The sequence below is a fragment of the Cryobacterium sp. PAMC25264 genome (assembly GCF_019443325.1).
Taxonomy (GTDB): Bacteria; Actinomycetota; Actinomycetes; order Actinomycetales; family Microbacteriaceae; genus Cryobacterium.
Genome location: NZ_CP080383.1, coordinates 3,880,616 through 3,898,018, shown reverse-complemented (window position 1 = coordinate 3,898,018; position 17,403 = coordinate 3,880,616). Strand labels below are relative to the sequence as shown.

At 69.4% G+C, this 17,403-nt stretch carries 14 protein-coding genes and 2 pseudogenes; 9 read left to right on the top strand and 7 right to left on the bottom strand.

Features of this window, described 5'->3' with window-relative positions:
- Positions 1-47 precede the first annotated feature (47 nt).
- The gene (locus KY500_RS18320) at positions 48-1,007 is read left to right on the top strand and encodes a DNA-3-methyladenine glycosylase (RefSeq protein ID WP_255579565.1); all 960 of its coding nucleotides are present in this window, start codon (positions 48-50) and stop codon (positions 1,005-1,007) included.
- A gap of 393 nt (positions 1,008-1,400) precedes the next feature.
- On the opposite strand, the gene KY500_RS18315 is transcribed toward KY500_RS18320, so the two are convergent.
- The 4 genes from KY500_RS18315 to rplJ form a co-directional block, all read right to left on the bottom strand.
- A complete protein-coding gene (locus KY500_RS18315) occupies positions 1,401-2,768 on the bottom strand; it encodes an MFS transporter (protein ID WP_219901728.1) in 1,368 nt (455 codons plus the stop codon).
- Positions 2,765-3,244 carry a MarR family winged helix-turn-helix transcriptional regulator gene (locus KY500_RS18310; RefSeq protein ID WP_219901727.1) on the bottom strand — a complete coding sequence of 160 codons (480 nt, stop codon included), beginning with the start codon at positions 3,242-3,244 and terminating at the stop codon, positions 2,765-2,767. The genes KY500_RS18315 and KY500_RS18310 overlap by 4 nt, the downstream gene beginning before the upstream one ends.
- 220 nt (positions 3,245-3,464) lie before the next feature.
- Complete coding sequence (gene rplL, locus KY500_RS18305; protein ID WP_066592329.1) at positions 3,465-3,848, bottom strand: 50S ribosomal protein L7/L12; 384 nt, start codon at positions 3,846-3,848, stop codon at positions 3,465-3,467.
- Positions 3,849-3,900: 52 nt separating this feature from the next.
- Positions 3,901-4,416 carry a 50S ribosomal protein L10 gene (rplJ, locus tag KY500_RS18300; protein WP_120338318.1) on the bottom strand — a complete coding sequence of 172 codons (516 nt, stop codon included), beginning with the start codon at positions 4,414-4,416 and terminating at the stop codon, positions 3,901-3,903.
- A 317-nt stretch (positions 4,417-4,733) separates the two neighbouring features.
- Between rplJ and KY500_RS18295 the strand changes: the two genes are divergently transcribed.
- From KY500_RS18295 to KY500_RS18285, 3 genes are all read left to right on the top strand, one after another.
- Positions 4,734-6,572, top strand: a complete 1,839-nt coding sequence (locus KY500_RS18295) for an MDR family MFS transporter (protein ID WP_370626848.1) — start codon at positions 4,734-4,736, stop codon at positions 6,570-6,572.
- A gap of 108 nt (positions 6,573-6,680) precedes the next feature.
- Entirely contained in the window at positions 6,681-7,094 is a 414-nt protein-coding gene (locus KY500_RS18290; RefSeq protein ID WP_219901726.1) for a MarR family winged helix-turn-helix transcriptional regulator, read from the top strand.
- Between the two features lie 33 nt (positions 7,095-7,127).
- Positions 7,128-9,083 carry a glycoside hydrolase family 2 protein gene (locus tag KY500_RS18285; protein WP_219901725.1) on the top strand — a complete coding sequence of 652 codons (1,956 nt, stop codon included), beginning with the start codon at positions 7,128-7,130 and terminating at the stop codon, positions 9,081-9,083.
- A gap of 63 nt (positions 9,084-9,146) precedes the next feature.
- Here the strand turns inward: KY500_RS18285 and KY500_RS18280 are convergent, their stop codons facing one another.
- Positions 9,147-10,646 carry a HAMP domain-containing sensor histidine kinase gene (locus KY500_RS18280; RefSeq protein ID WP_219901724.1) on the bottom strand — a complete coding sequence of 500 codons (1,500 nt, stop codon included), beginning with the start codon at positions 10,644-10,646 and terminating at the stop codon, positions 9,147-9,149.
- Positions 10,643-11,391: pseudogene (locus tag KY500_RS18275) on the bottom strand (response regulator transcription factor). The gene KY500_RS18280 and the pseudogene KY500_RS18275 overlap by 4 nt, the downstream one beginning before the upstream one ends.
- A gap of 205 nt (positions 11,392-11,596) precedes the next feature.
- Here KY500_RS18275 and KY500_RS18270 point away from each other — a divergent pair.
- The 3 genes from KY500_RS18270 to KY500_RS18260 all read left to right on the top strand — a co-directional run bounded on the left by KY500_RS18270 (position 11,597) and on the right by KY500_RS18260 (position 14,667).
- Complete coding sequence (locus tag KY500_RS18270) at positions 11,597-13,072, top strand: ABC transporter permease (RefSeq protein WP_219901723.1); 1,476 nt, start codon at positions 11,597-11,599, stop codon at positions 13,070-13,072.
- Positions 13,073-13,118: 46 nt separating this feature from the next.
- On the top strand, positions 13,119-13,790 hold the full coding sequence (locus tag KY500_RS18265; RefSeq protein WP_219901722.1) for an ABC transporter ATP-binding protein: 672 nt from the start codon (positions 13,119-13,121) through the stop codon (positions 13,788-13,790).
- Positions 13,791-13,917: 127 nt separating this feature from the next.
- The gene (locus tag KY500_RS18260; protein WP_219901721.1) at positions 13,918-14,667 is read left to right on the top strand and encodes a YqaJ viral recombinase family protein; all 750 of its coding nucleotides are present in this window, start codon (positions 13,918-13,920) and stop codon (positions 14,665-14,667) included.
- Here the strand turns inward: KY500_RS18260 and KY500_RS18255 are convergent.
- A complete protein-coding gene (locus KY500_RS18255; RefSeq protein ID WP_219901720.1) occupies positions 14,655-14,831 on the bottom strand; it encodes a hypothetical protein in 177 nt (58 codons plus the stop codon). The two genes, KY500_RS18260 and KY500_RS18255, sit on opposite strands and share 13 nt — an antisense overlap.
- Before the next feature lie 98 nt (positions 14,832-14,929).
- Between KY500_RS18255 and KY500_RS18250 the strand changes: the two genes are divergently transcribed.
- Together KY500_RS18250 and KY500_RS18245 are read left to right on the top strand one after the other, a co-directional pair.
- Entirely contained in the window at positions 14,930-15,928 is a 999-nt protein-coding gene (locus KY500_RS18250; RefSeq protein WP_255579564.1) for an NADP-dependent oxidoreductase, read from the top strand.
- Positions 15,925-17,366: pseudogene (locus tag KY500_RS18245) on the top strand (deoxyribodipyrimidine photo-lyase). The gene KY500_RS18250 and the pseudogene KY500_RS18245 overlap by 4 nt, the downstream one beginning before the upstream one ends.
- Positions 17,367-17,403: the final 37 nt, after the last annotated feature.

Genomic DNA, 17,403 nt, shown 5'->3' with positions numbered 1-17,403 from the left:
GCACGACCGCGTGCGCAGTGTCGCCGCCTCGGGTTAGCCTCGGGGGGATGATTCCCGACCACACCATCGAGCACGCGGATGCGCCAGAGCGCGACCGCCCCGCGGAAGCCGCGGCCACGCTGTACGCGCCCGCGCGCCCCGTGGACCTGGCCGCCACGATGGCCCCGCACTACCGTGGACGCGGTGACCCCACCTGCCGCACCGATGACGCCGGCATCTGGCGCACCCAGCGCACCCCGTCGGGCCCGGCGACCCTGCTGCTCCGGCAGGGTGGCGGTGGCGTCATCGATGCCAGGGCGTGGGGGCCGGGCGCGGAGTGGTGCATCGACCAGGTGCCGGCCCTACTCGGCGCAAAGGACGACTGGAGCGGCCTCGACCTCGGCGCGCATCCGGCCATCGCGGAGGTGCGCCGCCGGGCGCCCGGCGTGTGGCTGGGCAGCTCTGGGCTCGTGTTCGAGTCCCTCATCCCGGCGATCATCGAGCAGAAGGTCACGGTACTGGAGGCGCATCGAGCCTGGTACCGGCTCATCCGGCAGCACGGCGAACCTGCTCCGGGACCGGCCCCAACGGGCATGATGGTCTCGCCTGGACCCGAGCGCTGGCGGCTCGTGCCGTCGTGGGACTGGCACCGCGCCGGCGTCGACCCGAGGCGCTCGCGCACGGCCGTCACGGTCGCCGCCGTCGCGGCATCCCTCGACCGCCCGGTCGACGCCGTCACCGCCGGGCGCCGGCTGCAGTCCCTGCCGGGCGTCGGTCGGTGGACCGCCGCTGAAGTCACCCAGCGCTCGCACGGCGACCCGGATGCCGTGAGCGTGGGCGACTACCACCTCGCCGCCCAGGTGGGCTGGGCGCTCACCGGCTCCCCCGTTGACGACGATGGCATGCTCGAACTGCTCGAGCCCTTCCTCGGCCACCGGCAACGGGTGGTGCGGCTCATTCTCGGCAGCGGCTACAGGAAACCCCGCCACGGCCCCAAGATGACCATCCAGGACCACCGCCGGCACTGACGGTCGCGGCGTGGGAACGTGCTCGCAGCGCGGGACAGTGCTCGCGGCGCGGGACAGTGCTCGCGGCGCGGGAACGTGCTCGCAGCGTGGGAACGTGCTCGCAGCGTGGGAAAATGCTCGCGGCGTGGGTTATTCGGGCGAATAGCGCACGCTGCGAGCACTACCGCACGCCGCGAGCACTAACGCACGCTCCGACCACTACGCGCGTTTCGCCCCCGCCACGCCACGGCTGCTTCGTGGCGAGGAAGTGGCTCGCGGCGCAGGGAAGAGCTCGCGGCGCAGGAAAAGTGTCGCGGCGCAGGTGAAGCGGCCGCGTAACCTGCGCCACGAGGTCACACCTGCGCCACGAATGCACATCTTGGCCACCAGCACACCGGCTGTCGCCGGCGGCGGTCAGCTGTCGCCGGCGCCGATGGCCTCGGCCTCTTCGAGGGCATTCTCGACGCCGCCGTCGGCGCGGGCCAGGTGGTGCCGGCCCAGCACGATCACGAGCAGGGCCAGCAGAACGGATGCGCCCGCGGCGAAGAACGGTGTAGCCGAGGTGAACCCGTCGGCCAGCAGGGTGGCCGCAGGGGGTGCGATCGCGCCGCCGAGGAACCGGACCCCGGAGTACGCCGAGGACGCCACGCTGCGGGGCAGGTCGGTGGCCTCCATCACGCTCTCGGTCAGCACGGTGTTGAGCACACCGAGCAGCAGACCACCCACGATCACGCAGAGCACCAGGCCCACGGCCGAGCCGATCAGCAGTCCGGCCGCGACCAGGTCGAGGGCGAGCAGGGGCAGCACGAGCCAGAGCACCCGGCTGCGGCGCATCCGGCGAGTGAGCAGCGGGGCGACCCACACCGAGGTGATGGCGAGCGAGAGTCCCCAGCCGAAGAAGACCAGGCCGAGGCTGACGGCGCTGCCCAGGCCCAGCGGAACCAGGGCGAACGGCGTGTAGGCCAACAGCACGAAGAAGCCGATGTTGTAGAACAGGGCGGCGCCGGCGAGGATGCCCAGGCCAGGCCGGGCGAGCGCCCGGAACGAGGCGGACAGGCGAGTGGGCACGGGCCGCGGGCCTTCGGTCTTGAGCAGCACGACGATGGCGATGAAGCCGACGGCCATGAGGGTGGCACTGCCGAAGAACGGTCCGCGCCAGCTGATGCTGCCCAGCAGTCCGCCCAGCAGCGGGCCGATGGCGATGCCCAGGCCCAGCGCGGCCTCATAGAGGATGATCGCGGAGGAGGTGCCGCCGGCCGCGGCGCCCACAATGGTGGCCAACGCGGTGGAGATGAACAGGGCATTGCCCAGCCCCCAGCCGGCGCGGAAGCCGATGATCGACTCGACGTCCTGGGAGAGGCCGGCAGCGACGGCGAAGACCACGATCAGGGCCAGGCCGATCAACAGGGTGCGCTTGGCGCCGATGCGGCTGGAGATCCAGCTGGTGAAGAACATGGCCACACCCGTGATGAGCAAGTAGCTCGTGAAGAGCATCTCGGTCTCGGTCGGCGTCGCGGCAAGGTCGGCGGCGATGGCCGGCAGGATCGGGTCGACCAGGCCGATACCCATGAACGCGATCACGCAGGCGAAGGCGACAGCCCAGACCGCCTTGGGCTGGTGCAGGATGCTCGCACCAGCGGCGCCGCCGCTGGAACCGTGGCCGCCCGAGCCGATGGCCGAAGCGGCTCCGGTGAAGGCAGTCGAGGGGAAAGCGCCCGCGGCTGAAGCCGACGCACCGGATGCAGTCGAGGCCGGGGTGGAGACTGACGAACGGCGGCTCATCGGGCGACCTCCGACACCGTCGCAGCGAGGCGCCCAGGCGCCGCCTGGCGCTCGGTTGCCTCGACCCGATCGCGGAGAATGGCGACGGCCCGCTCGAGCGTGTCGACATCGGCTGCGGGAAGGTCGGCGAAGTAGGGCAGCAGGGCTGCGGCCAGCTCGGTGCGCCAGTTGAGCAGAGCAGCCTCGCCGTCCGGGGTGATCGCGATGAGGCTGACGCGCGCGTCGGCGGCGTCGCTGGTCCGCGCGATCCAGCCACGGGCCAGCAGGCCTCCCACGAGCTTGGTGACGGTGGGCTGCGAGACGCGGCTCAACTCGGCCAGTTCGCCGAGGCGGATGGGGCCGCTCGTGAGCAACACGCTGAGCGTGCGCCAGAGGGCGGGTGACTCGGTGCCGCGGGCGGCGCGGGCTGCGACCCGGGTGAGACGGTGGTTGACGGAGACCAGGTCCCCGAGGATGGCATGTAGATCAGCAGGCATCCGCCAACTATATACATAGCCAAGCTATATATCTAGCCCGCCTCCCCCGCGAACCGTGAGTAAAGCCCCGAAAACTCGCGATTTTTGGGGCTTTTCTCACAGTTCGCGGAAGGGGGAGGGGAACGGAAACGGGCGCCGCATCCGTGTGGATGCGACGCCCGTTTCGCGAGTGTGCGGCTATGCCGTTACGCCCGTTGTAACACCCCCTTGCGGGGCGTGATTACTTGAGGGTGACGGTAGCGCCAGCGGCCTCGAGGGAAGCCTTTGCCTTCTCGGCAGCTTCCTTCGCAACGCCCTCGAGGACGGCCTTCGGCGCGCCATCGACAACGGCCTTGGCCTCGCCGAGGCCCAGGCTGGTGAGCTCGCGCACAACCTTGATGACCTGGATCTTCTTGTCGCCAACGGCGTCGAGGATGACGTCGAACGCGCTCTGCTCTTCGACCTCTTCGGCAGCGGCGGCGGGGCCAGCGGCTCCGGCGACGGCGACGGGGGCAGCGGCGGTGACCTCGAAGGTCTCCTCGAATGCCTTGACGAACTCGGAGAGCTCGATGAGGGTGAGGCCCTTGAACTGCTCGAGCAGCTCTTCAGTGGAAAGCTTTGCCATGATTTTTCTCCTATTAGTTTCTAAAGTTACTCACCGCGGTACAGGCAGATGCCTAGTTCGCGGACTCCTGCTTTTCACGCAGCGCGTCGATGGTGCGAACAGCCTTCGACAGCGGTGCGTTGAACAGATATGCGGCTCCGAACAGCGAGGCCTTGAAGGCGCCGGCAAGCTTGCCGAGCAGAACTTCACGGGACTCGAGGTCGGCGAGCTTGCCTACCTCTGCGGCGGTCAGGGGGTTACCGTCGAAGTAACCACCCTTGACAACCAGGAGAGGGTTTGCCTTGGTAAAGGCACGCAGCTTCTTTGCGACGGCGACAGGGTCACCGTGCACGAAAGCGATTGCGGACGGGCCAACGAGCTCCTCGTCAAAAGACGTGATGCCGGCGTTGTTGGCCGCAATCTTGGTCAGCGTGTTCTTTACCACGGCGTACGTGGCGTCCTCACTGATGGACGTGCGCAGCTCCTTGAGCTTCGCAACAGTGAGACCGCGGTACTCGGTGAGCAGAACGGCGGTCGAGCTCTGGAACTTGTCCTGCAGCTCGGCGACCGTTGCTTCCTTGTTCGCCATGGCGCTCCTCTAAATATTCATGTGCCGGTAGCCCGGGGCGCAGACATGAAAAAAGCCCCAGCGCAAGCGCCGGAGCTGAGGCCAGTTGGACTGGCTAACTTCGAACACCTGCGCGGGCCGTTCACGTGAATGAACCTTCGATCGCTTTTCCATTTCTGGGCAGCGACAACCGGCGGTCTTTGGCTGTTCCCCACCCTACGGGATGCGCGGCGCCCGGCGCAAATCGAGGCGTCGGTCCGACAAATTGTTCAAACTAGTTGACAGAAGTCCACTATGTATTTATAGTTGACATCTGTCAATTAGATCTATGGAGATTCATGCCTCGCCGTTCACGCCCCACCCCCACACCGAAACGTGCCATCTCGGCCGACGGTTCGATGTCCAAGCGCCAGGTGCTGGAAGCACTTTCCGGTCTGCTCCTGGGCATGTTCGTCTCGATCCTGGCCGGAACCGTGGTCAGCACCTCGCTGCCGATCATCATCTCCGACCTCAAGGGCGACCAGTCCGCCTACACCTGGGTCATTACCGCCACCCTGCTGGCCACCACGGTTTCCACGCCCATCTGGGGCAAGTTCGCCGACCTCTTCAACCGCAAGCTGCTCATCCAGCTGGCCCTGGCCACGTTCGTGATCGGCTCGGCCCTGGCCGGCTTCTCGCAGGACACCGGCACGCTCATCGGCTTCCGCGTGCTGCAGGGCCTCGGCGCCGGTGGACTCGCCGCACTCAGCCAGATCATCATGGCCGATATCATCAGCCCGCGTGACCGTGGCAAGTACGCCGGCCTCTTCGGCGGCGTCATGGCCCTCGGCACCGTCGGCGGTCCGCTGCTCGGCGGCGTCGTGACGGATGCGTTCGGCTGGCGCTGGAACTTCTTCATCGCCCTGCCCATCGCCATCGTGGCGATCGTGCTGCTGCAGCGCACACTGCACCTCCCCGCCCGCGTCAAGCGCGTGGTGAAGATCGACTACCTGGGCGCTGCACTCATCGCCGGCGGCGTGTCGCTGCTGATGATCTGGGTCACCCTGGCCGGCAACGACTTCGAGTGGGCATCCGTCACCTCGTTCATCATGGTCGCCGCCGCCGCCCTGCTGCTCATCGCGGCCGTGATCGTGGAGTTCAAGGTACCCGAGCCCATCATCCCGCTCACCCTGTTCAAGAACCGCACCTTCACCCTGGCCACGATCGCCAGCATCTCGGTGGGTGTGTCGATGTTCGGCACCTCGGTGTTCCTCAGCCAGTACATGCAGCTGGCCCGTGGCGCCACGCCCACCCAGTCCGGCCTGCTGACCATCCCGATGATGGGTGGCCTGCTCATCGCCTCGACCCTGTTCGGCACCGTGATCAGCCGCACCGGTAAGTGGAAGGCCATCATGGTCTCCGGCGCCGTGCTCGTGGTCGCCGGCCTGCTGCTCCTCGGCACCCTGCAGTACGACACCAACCTGGTACTGGTGGGCATCTTCATGGCCATCCTCGGCGCGGGCCTGGGCATGCTCATGCAGAACCTCGTTCTCGTGGTGCAGAACTCGATCGAGGTGCAGAACCTCGGCGTGGCCACGAGCGCCGTCACGTTCTTCCGCAGCCTCGGCGGCACCGTGGGCGTCTCCGTGCTCGGATCGGTGCTGGGCACTCTCGTGTCTCAGCACATCAAGGACGGCATCGCGGACCTCGCCCCGGCCGACCAGGCCGTCGCCGTGCAGACGCTGGGCTCCGGCGCCATCCCCCACATCAGCGACCTGCCCGGTGCGATCCGCGTCGTGGTCGAGTCCGCCTACGGCTCGGGCGTCGGCACCGTGTTCCTGCTCGGTGTTCCGCTGGCCCTCATCACCCTCCTGATGGTGAGCCTGATGCCCAACGCCTCGCTCGGCACCCAGAATGCGATCTCGCTGGCCAAGGCCAAGGCCGAGATCGACTCGTCAGCACCGACCGCCGCCGGAGCGACCGGCACCGGAACGGACCGCACCGAAACGGACAGCGCCGCTGTCGAGAGCCTCGAAGACGCCGACCTGCGCGAGCTGGAAGACGCCGAAGACATCCTCATCGAGGTGGGCGCGGCATCCGCCGGCCTGACCCCGGTGGGCCTGGCCCACCCGACGGGCTCGATTCGCGTGCAGCCAGGCGCAGACGAGACGCTCGGACAGCACGGCACAGGTCGCTAGTGTGATGGTCATGATCGACCACCGCGAACTCCCCTCGGTCACCGGTGCCCCCGGCGACGCGGCCCCGCGGCCGACGTCGCCGAGGCGCTGGCCGCGGTGGAGGAGCAGATGATGGAGCTGGCGGCCTACGTGCGCGGCGCCATTCGCGAGGCGGCCACTCGCCTCGACCCGGCTCTGCAACCCTTCGGCCTCAAGATCCTGCGGCTGCTGCGGCGCTGCGGCCCCACGCACGCCAGCGCTCTGGCCGAGTCACTCGATGTGGACCGCAGCGTGATCAGCCGGCAGGCCCGCCTGCTGCAGGATCTCGGTCTGCTCGAGCTCACGGCCGACCCGGCCGACGGGCGCGCCAGGTTCCTCGCGGCCACCCCGCTCGCCATGCAGCGCATGAACGAGGTGCCCGACGGCGACAAGAGCTTTCTGCACGCCAGGCTGGCAGCCTGGCCGCAGGACGAGCTTCACGAGTTCGCCCGGCTCCTCGAGAAGCTGAATTCCTCCGACGGAGAGCTCCCCGTCGGAGCCTAGCCTCGGTCCAGGACCTTCCGGCATGATGGAGGAATGACCAGCGGCCGAGAGGGTGACACGCCGGGTTTCCGGGCCAGCCGTCAGAACGGTGACTACCCCCGGCCCCAGCTCGTGCGCCCACACTGGCACGAGCTGGCCGGCGCATGGGACTTCGCCTTCGACGACAGTGATTCTGGCGAGGCCGCCCGATGGTACGCCGAGTCGGGTTTCGCGCACACCATCCAGGTCCCCTTCCCGTTCGAATCGGCGGCCTCGGGCATCCACGACACCGGGTTCCACCCCGTGGTCTGGTACTCGCGCCGGTTCGGGGGTGCGGCGCTGCGTGCGGCCGGCCTCGACGCGTCGACGGGTGCCGGGCAGCGGGTGCACCTGCATTTCGGCGCCGTGGACTACCGGGCCAGGGTGTGGATCGACGGCCGGTTCGTCGGTGAACACCAGGGCGGGCAGACCCCGTTCTCGTTCGACATCACGGATGTGCTCCACCTCGCCGCTGCCGACCACACTGCACCAGAACACACCGTGGTCGTGCGCGCGGCCGACGATCCACTCGACGCCGCCCAACCGCGCGGCAAGCAGGACTGGCGGCTCGACCCGCACTCCATCTGGTACCACCGCACCAGCGGCATCTGGCAGCCCGTCTGGCTGGAGGTGACCGGCCGCACCAGCGTGATTGTGCTGCACTGGACACCGGACCTGGTGGCCGGCACCGTCACGGTGCGGGTCGACCTCAGCCGCCGCCCGCCGGCCGGCAGCAGGCTCAGTTATGCCCTGAGCTTCGAGGGCGAACCGGTGATGGAGGCCAGCCACACTGTTTCGGACAGCTCCTGCACCAGCATCCTCACCCTGCCCGCCCAAGGGAATGGCCAGGCCGCTCACGAGTTGTACTGGAGCCCGGAGGAGCCTCGGCTGCTGGACGCCACCGTGACGCTCAGCGCAGATGACCAGACCCTGGACGAGGTGCACTCCTACCTGGGCCTCCGTTCCGCCGGGGTCGGCCAGGGCCGTTTCCTATTGAACGGGCACCCCTATTTCGTGCGCTCGGTACTGCAGCAGGGCTACTGGCCCGAGTCGCACCTGGCCAGTCCGGCGCCGGCGGCCCTCCGGCACGAGGTGGAGCTGATCAAACAGCTCGGTTTCACGGCCGCCCGGGTGCATCAGAAGATCGAGGATCCTCGGTTCCTGTACTGGGCCGACCGGCTGGGCCTCCTCATCTGGGGCGAGGCGCCCGGCGCATTCGAGTTCAGCAGAACGGCCATGCGGCGCACGCTCTCGGAGTGGACGGCGGCGCTGGAGCGGGACCACTCGCATCCGTCGATCGTCACCTGGGTGCCGGTGAACGAGAGCTGGGGTGTGCCACAGATCGCCCGGGATCCGGCCCAGGCCGCCTTCGCCCGGTCCCTGGCGGAGCTCACCCGGGCGCTCGATCCGTCCCGTCCGGTCGTGTCCAACGATGGCTGGGAGCACGTGGGCTCCGACATCCTCACGGTGCACGACTACGCCGACGACGGCGCCACCCTGCACGCCCGCTATCACGACGCCGCGGCCGTAGCTCGCCTGGTCGCCGGGCCCGGGCCGGCCGGGCGACGCCTCGTGCTGCCGGGCCAGGCGGGGCCGGGCGCCGACCCGACAACCGAGGTGTCGGGCACGGAGGCGTCGGGCCCGCCCGTGATGCTCACCGAGTTCGGCGGCATCTCCTGTGCCGGGCACCGCACCGCCGACGGCACCGACGAGCACGCCGACGCGGCCGGCTGGGGCTACTCCACCGCCACGACGACGGATGATTTCCTCGCACGGCTCGACAACCTGTTCGCCGCCGTGGAGGCGAGCACGGTTCTGGCGGGCTTCTGTTACACGCAACTGACCGACACGCTGCAGGAGACCAACGGACTGGTCGACGAGTCCCGCACGCCCAAGGCGCCGCTGGCGCGGCTCCGCGCGATCATCGACCGGGAGCACGCCGGGCACACCATTGAACCGCCGCCGGAGTGAGCCGCCACGGTTCTGAGCGGTGTGCGGCCGGACCCGGCCAGCGCCCGGACCGGCCAGACCGGCTCAGGCCAGCGGCAGCTCCACCCGGAAATTTGTGCGGCCCGGCCGGCTGTCCACCGTGACGTCACCGTGGTGGGCCTGAACGACGGCCTGCACGATCGCGAGGCCGAGGCCCGTGCTGCCGCCGGTGCCCCGGAACCGGGAGCTGTCACCGCGGGCGAACCGCTCGAACAGGGTGGCCCGCAGGTTCTCGGGGATGCCGGGGCCGTTATCCGTCACCGTCACCACGGCCCGGTCGCCCTCGGTGGCGAGCGCAACCTCCACCCGGGTGCCGGGCTCGTTATGCACGCGGGCGTTGGCGAGCAGGTTCGCGAAGACCTGGTGCAGGCGCGGGCCGTCGCCGGCCGCCAGCACGGGCTCTTCGGGCAGGTCCAGGTCCCAGACATGGTCGCGGCCGGCCGCGTGGGCGTCGCTCACCACGTCCACGAGCAGGCTCGTGAGGTCGACGGGTTCGCGCTCCAGCTCTCGGCCCTCGTCGAGCCGGGCGAGCAGCAGCAGGTCTTCTACGAGGCCGGTCATCCGGATGGACTCGCTCTCGATGCGGCCGATGGCGTGCTTGGTGTCGTCCGGCAGATCCTGGCCGCTACGCCGGGTGAGCTCCGAGTAGCCGCGGATCGACGCGAGCGGGGTGCGCAGCTCGTGGCTGGCATCCGCAACGAACTGGCGCACCTTGTTCTCGCTGGCCTGCCGGGTCTCCAGGGCGATGTCGACATGGTCGAGCATGCGGTTCAGCGCCGAGCCCACCCGGCCCACCTCGGTGCGCGGATCGGTGTCGGCGGCGGGCACGCGCTCCACCAGGAGCACCTCGCCGCGGTCCAGCGGCAGTTCCGAGACCCGTGTCGCGGTCTCGGTCACCCGCTGCAGCGGGCGCAGGGCCAGCCGCACGATGGCGGTGGCCAGGAAAGCCACCAGCACGATGCCGGCCAGGGAGACCAGGGCGATGATGACGGCCAGTTGGGTGGCCGTTCCCGTGACCGAGGACACCGGCAGACCCACCAGGAAGAGCGGTCCGGTGCGGGCGGTTTCGGCCATCACCCGGTACTCCCCCACATCGCCGCCGAGGTCCACGGTGAACGGCTCCGAGGTCTGCCCGTTCCGCACGGCCGTGTCCAGCTCGGTCACCAGCTGAGTGACCTGGTCGTTGGTGAGCCCTACGACGGTGCCGCTCTGGTCGGTGTACCCGGCCGTGACGGTGCTGCCGTCGTAGACCAGCGCGAGCGTGCCCGACTGCTGCGAGGGTCCGTTCAGAACGTCGCTGGCAGAACCGCCCGGGCCGCGGACGAACAGGGCGCTCGAGCGCTCCGCGGTGTTCTCGAGTTGGCTGTCCAGCCCGTCCATCAGGTTCGCGCTCAGGATGGCGACGCTCACGACACCGATCACCAGGCTGACCAGGGCGAGCAGTCCCACCACGGCCACGACCAGGCGGCGGCGCAGGGTCCAGGGTGCCCGGCCGCTGCGGGTGGCGATGACCGGGGCCGGCGGCCGGGCGGACCGCGGACTCATCCGGCGATCTTCAGCATGTATCCGGCGCCGCGCACGGTATGGATCATCGGTTCCCGCCCGGCATCCACCTTCTTGCGCAGATAGGAGATGTAGATCTCGACCACCGACGACCTGCCGCCGAAGTCGTAGCTCCAGACCCTGTCGAGGATCTGGGCCTTGCTGAGCACCCGGCGAGGGTTGCGCATCAGAAACCTCAGCAGTTCGAACTCCGTGGCCGTCAGCTCGATCTGCTCGCCGGCCCTGAACACCTCGTAGCTGTCCTCGTCGAGGGTGAGGTCGCCCACGGTAATCCGGGGTCTGTGGAGTCGGAGACCGCGAGGGTCGACCGGCGGATGAGTCCGCGCAACCTGGCCACGACCTCTTCCAGGCTGAACGGCTTGGTGACGTAGTCGTCGCCGCCTGCGGTGAGGCCCGCGATGCGGTCGTCGAGGGAGTCCTTGGCGGTGAGGAAGAGCACCGGCGTCTCGTAGCCATCCGCCCGCACCCGCTGCAGCACCTGCAGACCGTCGATGTCGGGCAGCATGATGTCGAGAACTATGGCGTCGGGCCTGAACTCGCGAGCGAGGGTGATCGCCGCCCGGCCCTCACCCGCGGTGCGCACCTCCCAGCCCTCGTAGCGCAGCGCCATCGAGAGCAGATCGGTGAGCGTGGGCTCGTCGTCGACGACGAGCACGCGGATGGGTGAGCCGTCGGCCTTGCGTAGGCGCGGTCCGTGGGCCGACTGTTCGTTCGCTCGTGGTGTCATGGGAAGAAGTATCCCTGGCTTTCCTATGAACCGGCTATGGGATGCATACGGTGACTCTGTGCACGCGCCGAACGGATGCGCGCGCCCCCCCGAGCCGGGCGATTCCCTGGGCTGATTCATAGTCGCGCCATAGTCCGGCCATAACGACGTTGCCTAACTTCGAACCCATGACGGCGGGACCCTCCCCGCCCGGACTGGAGAATCGATGTTTGTCACCTATTTGCGCCGAGAACTGGCGGGTCGCCGCAAGCAGACCGCCATCGTCGCCATCGGCATGGCGCTCGCCATCGCCCTGGTCATTATCGTCAACGCCGTCTCGAGCGGCGTGCAACTGGCCCAGTCCACCGTGCTCGCCTCGGTCTACGGTGTGGGCACCGACATCACTGTGAGCCAGACCCCCACGGCGCCCACCGAGGGTGAGGCCGGCACGGGCGGACCGCAGAACTTCGACTTCGGCGCGGAGGACGGTGCCACCACCGACGGCACCACCACCGTCAGCCAGGCCCGACTCTCGGTCGACCGCGGCACCACCTCCTTCGACTCCACAGCCCTCGACACCGTGAGCGGCATCGACAACGTCACCGCAGCGGCGGCCACTCTGTCCCTGAGCAACACGACCTTCGACGGCGCCCTGCCCGAATTCTCCGAAAGCGGCGGCATGTCCACCGGCGGCGACGTGGCGGCCGGCGGCACCCCGCCCAGCGGCGGCCCGGACGGCGCCGGCGGCAGCTCGTTCAGCGTCGACTCGTTCACCGTTCTCGGCCTCGACCCGGCCGATGAGGCCGTCGGCCCGCTGTCCGCCGTGAGCCTCACCGACGGCCGTAGCCTCGAAAGCACCGATGCGGGTACCAATGTCGCCGTGCTCGACGCCAGCTACGCCACCACGGCCGAGCTCGTCGTGGGCGATACCGTCGCCATTGCGGGCACCGACTTCACCGTCGTCGGCCTGGTCAGCGCGTCCAGCGCGGATGCCGCCACGGCCTCCAACGTCTACATTCCCCTCGACGTGGCCCAGTCGCTCTCTGGACTCGACGGCCAGGTGACCGACGTCTACGTGCAGGCCGCATCGTCCACCGACATCGACCAGATCCAGACCGACATCGAGACCGCCCTCCCGGACGCCACCGTGCAGACCCAGTCCGATCTCGCGTCGAGCGTGTCCGGTTCGCTCTCCAGCGCTTCAGACCTGGTGAAGAACCTCGGCCTGTGGCTGTCGCTCATCGTGTTGGCCGCCGCATTCCTGATTGCCATCCTCTTCACCATCTCCGGCGTCACCCGGCGCACCCGTGAGTTCGGCACCCTCAAGGCCATCGGCTGGTCGAACGGCAGGATCGTGCGGCAGGTGGCCGGCGAGTCCCTCGTGCAAGGTCTGATCGGCGGCGTCGTCGGCATCGTTATCGGCCTGATCGGCATCTTCGTTATCAATTTGGTCGCTCCCACACTGACCGCCGGGGCGGCGGCCACCGAGGCCGGCACCAGGGGGATGCCGGGCGGCGGCGGCTTCGGCCAGCAGGCCGCGGAAACCGTGACCAGCGATATCGTCCTGCAGGTTCCGGTGACCCTCTCGGTCATCCTCCTCGCCGTGGGGCTGGCCGTGGGCGGCGGCCTGTTGGCCGGCGCCATCGGCGGCTGGCGCGCCTCACGGCTGCGACCGGCCGAAGCCCTCCGCAGCATCGCCTGATGCGCCTGCCCACGTTTTCTGAACCCAGAGAAGGAACCTCGTAGCCATGTATCAACTGACCAACGTCACCAAGAAGTACGACCAGGGCAAACGCTCCGTGACAGCCCTCAACAATGTCACCCTGTCCATTCCCGACGCTCAGATGGTCGCCATCCAGGGCCCCACCGGCGGCGGTAAGTCCACACTCCTGCAAATGCTCGGGGCACTCGACCGGCCCACCGACGGAACCGTGGAGCTCGGCACCTCGAACCTCTCCAAGCTCGGTGACGGCCCCCTCGGCAAGATTCGGGCGCAGGAGATCGGCTTCGTGTTCCAGGGCTTCAACCTGATCCCCACCCTCACGGCGCAGGAGAACGTGGAAACCGCCCTCGCCCCGTTGGGCGTCCCCGCGGCCGAACGCACGTCCCGGGCCAGCGCGGCGCTCGCGTCGGTGGGACTCGGCGAGCGCGGCAGCCACCTGCCGGCCGAGCTCTCCGGAGGCCAGCAGCAGCGCGTCGCCATCGCGCGCGCCCTGGTGAAGGAACCGGCCGTGCTGCTGGCCGACGAGCCCACCGGCAACCTCGACGAGCAGACGCGCGACGAGATCATGGAGTTGCTCGTGGGGCTCTGGCGCGACCGTGGCCTCACCCTGATCGTGGTCACCCACGACACCGCGGTGGCGAAGCGGGCCGAGCGCCGCCTCCTGATCAAGCAGGGCGTGGTCACGGAGATCGGCTGACCCGACCGGCGCATCCCGGTCGAGTCGCGCGCGAACCCGCCGGATCCCCCGTGGATCCGGCGGGTTTGCCCAGTTGTGGCGTCCAAGCGCGGCGGGGTGTCCGCCGTCGCCTCCCGCACGGAGCAGAATGGAAGACGTGTCCGATGCCCTGCTGTCCCTCTTCGAGCTGGACGAGCAGATCCCCCTCTCGCTGCATCGCACGGGCGTCCCGGCCGGCGCATCCGTCACGGCCCCCGCACCGGCGGTCACCGCACCGGGCCTGACCCATCTCACCCGCATCGTCGCCGACTCCACCAACCGGGTCGCGTGGCTCCGGGCGCGCAGCCAGGGCATCACCGCAACGGATGTCGCCAAGCTCGCCACCGAGAAATCGGTGCACGCCGCGGCCAGGGAGAAGATCAACGGCAGCGGCTTCGGCGGCAACCCGTACACCGACCACGGGCGAGCCCGGGAGCCCGAGATCGCGGCCTGGGTGCTGGCGAACTATGGCATCGAACCGAGTACCAACCTCTTCCACGCGGCGGGACAGCCGCGCCACCTGGCCACGCCCGACGGTCTGGGACTGGGCGGAAACGGGGTTTTCGAGCTCGCCGAGATCAAGACCACGAGCAAGCCGTGGCGCAGCATCCCGCGCTCGTACCTGCGTCAGATCTGGTGGCAGCAGTACGTCCTGGGCGCCGACCGCACCCTGCTGGTCTGGGAGGAACACGACAACTTCGTGCCGCGTTCCGCCGTACCCGAGTGCCGGTGGATCGACCGGGACGACGACCAGATCAGCATCCTGGTGCGGTTCGCCGACCAGCTGATCGACCTGCTCAACCACCAGCGTGAGCGTGAGCGCGCCGACGCCCCGCCGCCCTACGACTACGGTCGCTGAGCGGCCCGGTCCGACCCGCCCGGCCGCGCTGCGCGCCGGGCACGCGCCTCGATGAGGCCACCGACGACCATCACTCCCGCATAGCCGAAGAGTCCGAGCGCGGCGAGCGGCACGGCCCAGGCCTTCACCGGGCCGGTCAGCACGGTGTTGACTAGGCCGATCAAGACCGGCCGATCGTTGCGCCCGCAGCCACCCCCCGTTTGGCCGCCTGAGCGAGCGGCGGCCCCTGCGCACCGACCCGTCCGTGACGCAGAATAGGACCATGCCTTATTCCCCGGCCTTGCCCCCGCACATGCGCGCCCTCGTGATCGACCGCACCGGTGGTGCGGAGGAACTGCACCTCACCGAGCTGCCCGTGCCCGTCCCGGTCAGCGACGAGCTGCTCATCCGGGTGCTCGCCGCCGGCATCAACCCCATCGACGCCAAGACCCGGGCCGGGTCGGGCGCCGCCGCCGCGATCCCGGGTTTCCCCGTGGTGCTCGGCAACGACTTCAGCGGCATCGTCGTGCGCTCCCCCTATGACACCTTCCCTTTACAGCCCGGTGACGCGGTCTACGGCATGGCCCGGCCGCCGCGCATCGACGGAACCTACGCCGAGTACGTGGTCGTGTCGAGTATGTCGGTGGCCCGCAAACCCGCCGCGGTGAGCCATGTGGAGGCCGCGGGCATCCCCCTCGCCGCCCTGACCGCGTGGGGCATGGTGACCCTCGCCGGCGCGGCTCCCGGTCAGCGGATGCTCGTGCACGCCGGCAGCGGCGGCGTGGGCCACTTCGCGGTGCAATTCGCCCGGCACCTGGGCGCCCACGTCACCGCCACGGGGTCCACGGCGTCGGTCGAGTTTCTGCACCGCCTGGGCGCCCACGCCGTGATCGACTACAGCACCACCCGGTTCGACGACGAACTGCGGGACATCGACAGCGTGATCGACCTGATCGGCAACGTGCACGATCAGACCGGTACGCGATCGTTGACGGTACTCCGGCCGGACGGGCTGCTCGTGAACGCGCCCACCGGCAGCTGGCCGACCATGCAGGCCGAAGCCGCTGCCGTCGGCGTGCGTGTCACCGGCTACAAGGTCGCCGCCGACGCCCGGGCGCTCGAGAACATCACCACCCTGATCGACAACGGCACAGTGCGGGTCAACATCGATCAGGTCTTCGACCTGGCCGACGGCGCCGCCGCGCACCGGGCCCTCGAGGGTGGGCACACCCGCGGCAAGATCGTGCTCCGGGTGTCCGACGCCGACGAGAGCGCCGCGTGAGCGGCACGGACGCCGCCGCAGCGCCCGGCCCGGCCCGGCCCGACGGGCCCTCGCTGGTCTGGCTGCGCGACGACCTCCGCCTCGGCGACAACCCGGCCCTCACCGCCGCGGTGAAACGCGGTCGTCCCCTGGTTCTGGTCTACGTGCTCGACGAGGTGTCGCCCGGCATCCGCCCTCTCGGCGGAGCCTCGAAGTGGTGGCTGCACCAGAGCCTCACCTCGCTGGCGGCCGACACTGCCGCGCTCGGCGGGCGGCTCGTGCTGCGCCGGGGCCCGGGCGGCGATGTGATCGACGGCCTGGTCGACGAGCTCGGGGCCGGTGCGGTGTTCTGGAACCGGCGATACGGCCAGGCGGAACGCGACGTCGACACCGCGGTCAAGACCCGGCTCACCGATGCCGGCATCGTGGCGCACAGCTTCGCGGGTTCGTTGCTCTTCGAACCGTGGACCATCAAAACCGGGGTGGCACTCCCTACACGGTGTTCACCCCGTTCTGGCGGGCGTGCACTAACTCTCCGCCGCCCCGGGCGCCTTACCCCGCGCCGGACGGCCTCGACGATGCCGGTGCCGGTGCCGACGTCCCCAGCGACGATCTCGCATCCTGGGGACTGGAGCCCAGCCGTCCCGACTGGGCGGGCGGGCTGCGCGAGGCGTGGACGCCCGGCGAGAGCGCGGCGCAGGAGCTGCTGGCGGACTTCCTCGACGAGTCCCTTCCGGCGTACGGCACCGATCGCGACATCCCCGCCCAGCAGGTCACCTCGCGGCTGTCGCCGCACCTGCGCTGGGGCGAAATCAGCCCGCACCAGATCTGGCACACCACCGACGTTGCCCGCCGCGGGCTCACCGGCGCGGCCGCCACCAGCGCCACCCGGTTCCTCACCGAGGTGGGCTGGCGGGAGTTCGCACACCACGTGCTCTTCCACGCGCCGGATCTGGCCACGGCCAACCTGCGCCCCGGCTTCGACGCGTTCCCCTGGCCGCCGCTGGACGAGCAGGCCCTGGCCGCCTGGCAGCAGGGGCGCACCGGCATCCGTCTGGTCGACGCCGGTATGCGTGAGCTGTGGCGCACCGGCACCATGCACAACCGGGTGCGCATGGTCACGGCGTCGTTCCTGATCAAGAACCTGCTCATCGACTGGCGGCTCGGCGAACAATGGTTCTGGGACACCCTGGTCGATGCCGACCAGGCCAGCAACCCGTTCAACTGGCAGTGGGTGGCCGGTTCGGGCGCGGATGCGGCGCCGTACTTCAGGGTGTTCAACCCCGAGCTGCAGGCGACCAAGTTCGACCCGCACAACGAGTACGTGCGCCAGAACGTGCCCGAGTGGGGCACGGATGCCTACCCCGACCCGATCGTGGACCTCGGCGAGACCCGCCGCGCCGCCCTGGCCGCCTACGAGCAGGTCAAGTCCGCCCGCCCCCAATCCCGCGAACTGTGACTTAAGCACCCAAAATCCCCGGATTTGGGGCTCTTCT

Coding starts and splice junctions, on each gene's coding strand:
- KY500_RS18320 (WP_255579565.1), top strand. CDS start 48: ATGATTCCCGACCACACCATCGAGCACGCGGATGCGCCAGAGCGCGAC.
- KY500_RS18315 (WP_219901728.1), bottom strand. CDS start 2,768: ATGAGCCGCCGTTCGTCAGTCTCCACCCCGGCCTCGACTGCATCCGGT.
- KY500_RS18310 (WP_219901727.1), bottom strand. CDS start 3,244: ATGCCTGCTGATCTACATGCCATCCTCGGGGACCTGGTCTCCGTCAAC.
- rplL (WP_066592329.1), bottom strand. CDS start 3,848: ATGGCAAAGCTTTCCACTGAAGAGCTGCTCGAGCAGTTCAAGGGCCTC.
- rplJ (WP_120338318.1), bottom strand. CDS start 4,416: ATGGCGAACAAGGAAGCAACGGTCGCCGAGCTGCAGGACAAGTTCCAG.
- KY500_RS18295 (WP_370626848.1), top strand. CDS start 4,734: ATGCCTCGCCGTTCACGCCCCACCCCCACACCGAAACGTGCCATCTCG.
- KY500_RS18290 (WP_219901726.1), top strand. CDS start 6,681: ATGATGGAGCTGGCGGCCTACGTGCGCGGCGCCATTCGCGAGGCGGCC.
- KY500_RS18285 (WP_219901725.1), top strand. CDS start 7,128: ATGACCAGCGGCCGAGAGGGTGACACGCCGGGTTTCCGGGCCAGCCGT.
- KY500_RS18280 (WP_219901724.1), bottom strand. CDS start 10,646: ATGAGTCCGCGGTCCGCCCGGCCGCCGGCCCCGGTCATCGCCACCCGC.
- KY500_RS18270 (WP_219901723.1), top strand. CDS start 11,597: ATGTTTGTCACCTATTTGCGCCGAGAACTGGCGGGTCGCCGCAAGCAG.
- KY500_RS18265 (WP_219901722.1), top strand. CDS start 13,119: ATGTATCAACTGACCAACGTCACCAAGAAGTACGACCAGGGCAAACGC.
- KY500_RS18260 (WP_219901721.1), top strand. CDS start 13,918: ATGGAAGACGTGTCCGATGCCCTGCTGTCCCTCTTCGAGCTGGACGAG.
- KY500_RS18250 (WP_255579564.1), top strand. CDS start 14,930: ATGCCTTATTCCCCGGCCTTGCCCCCGCACATGCGCGCCCTCGTGATC.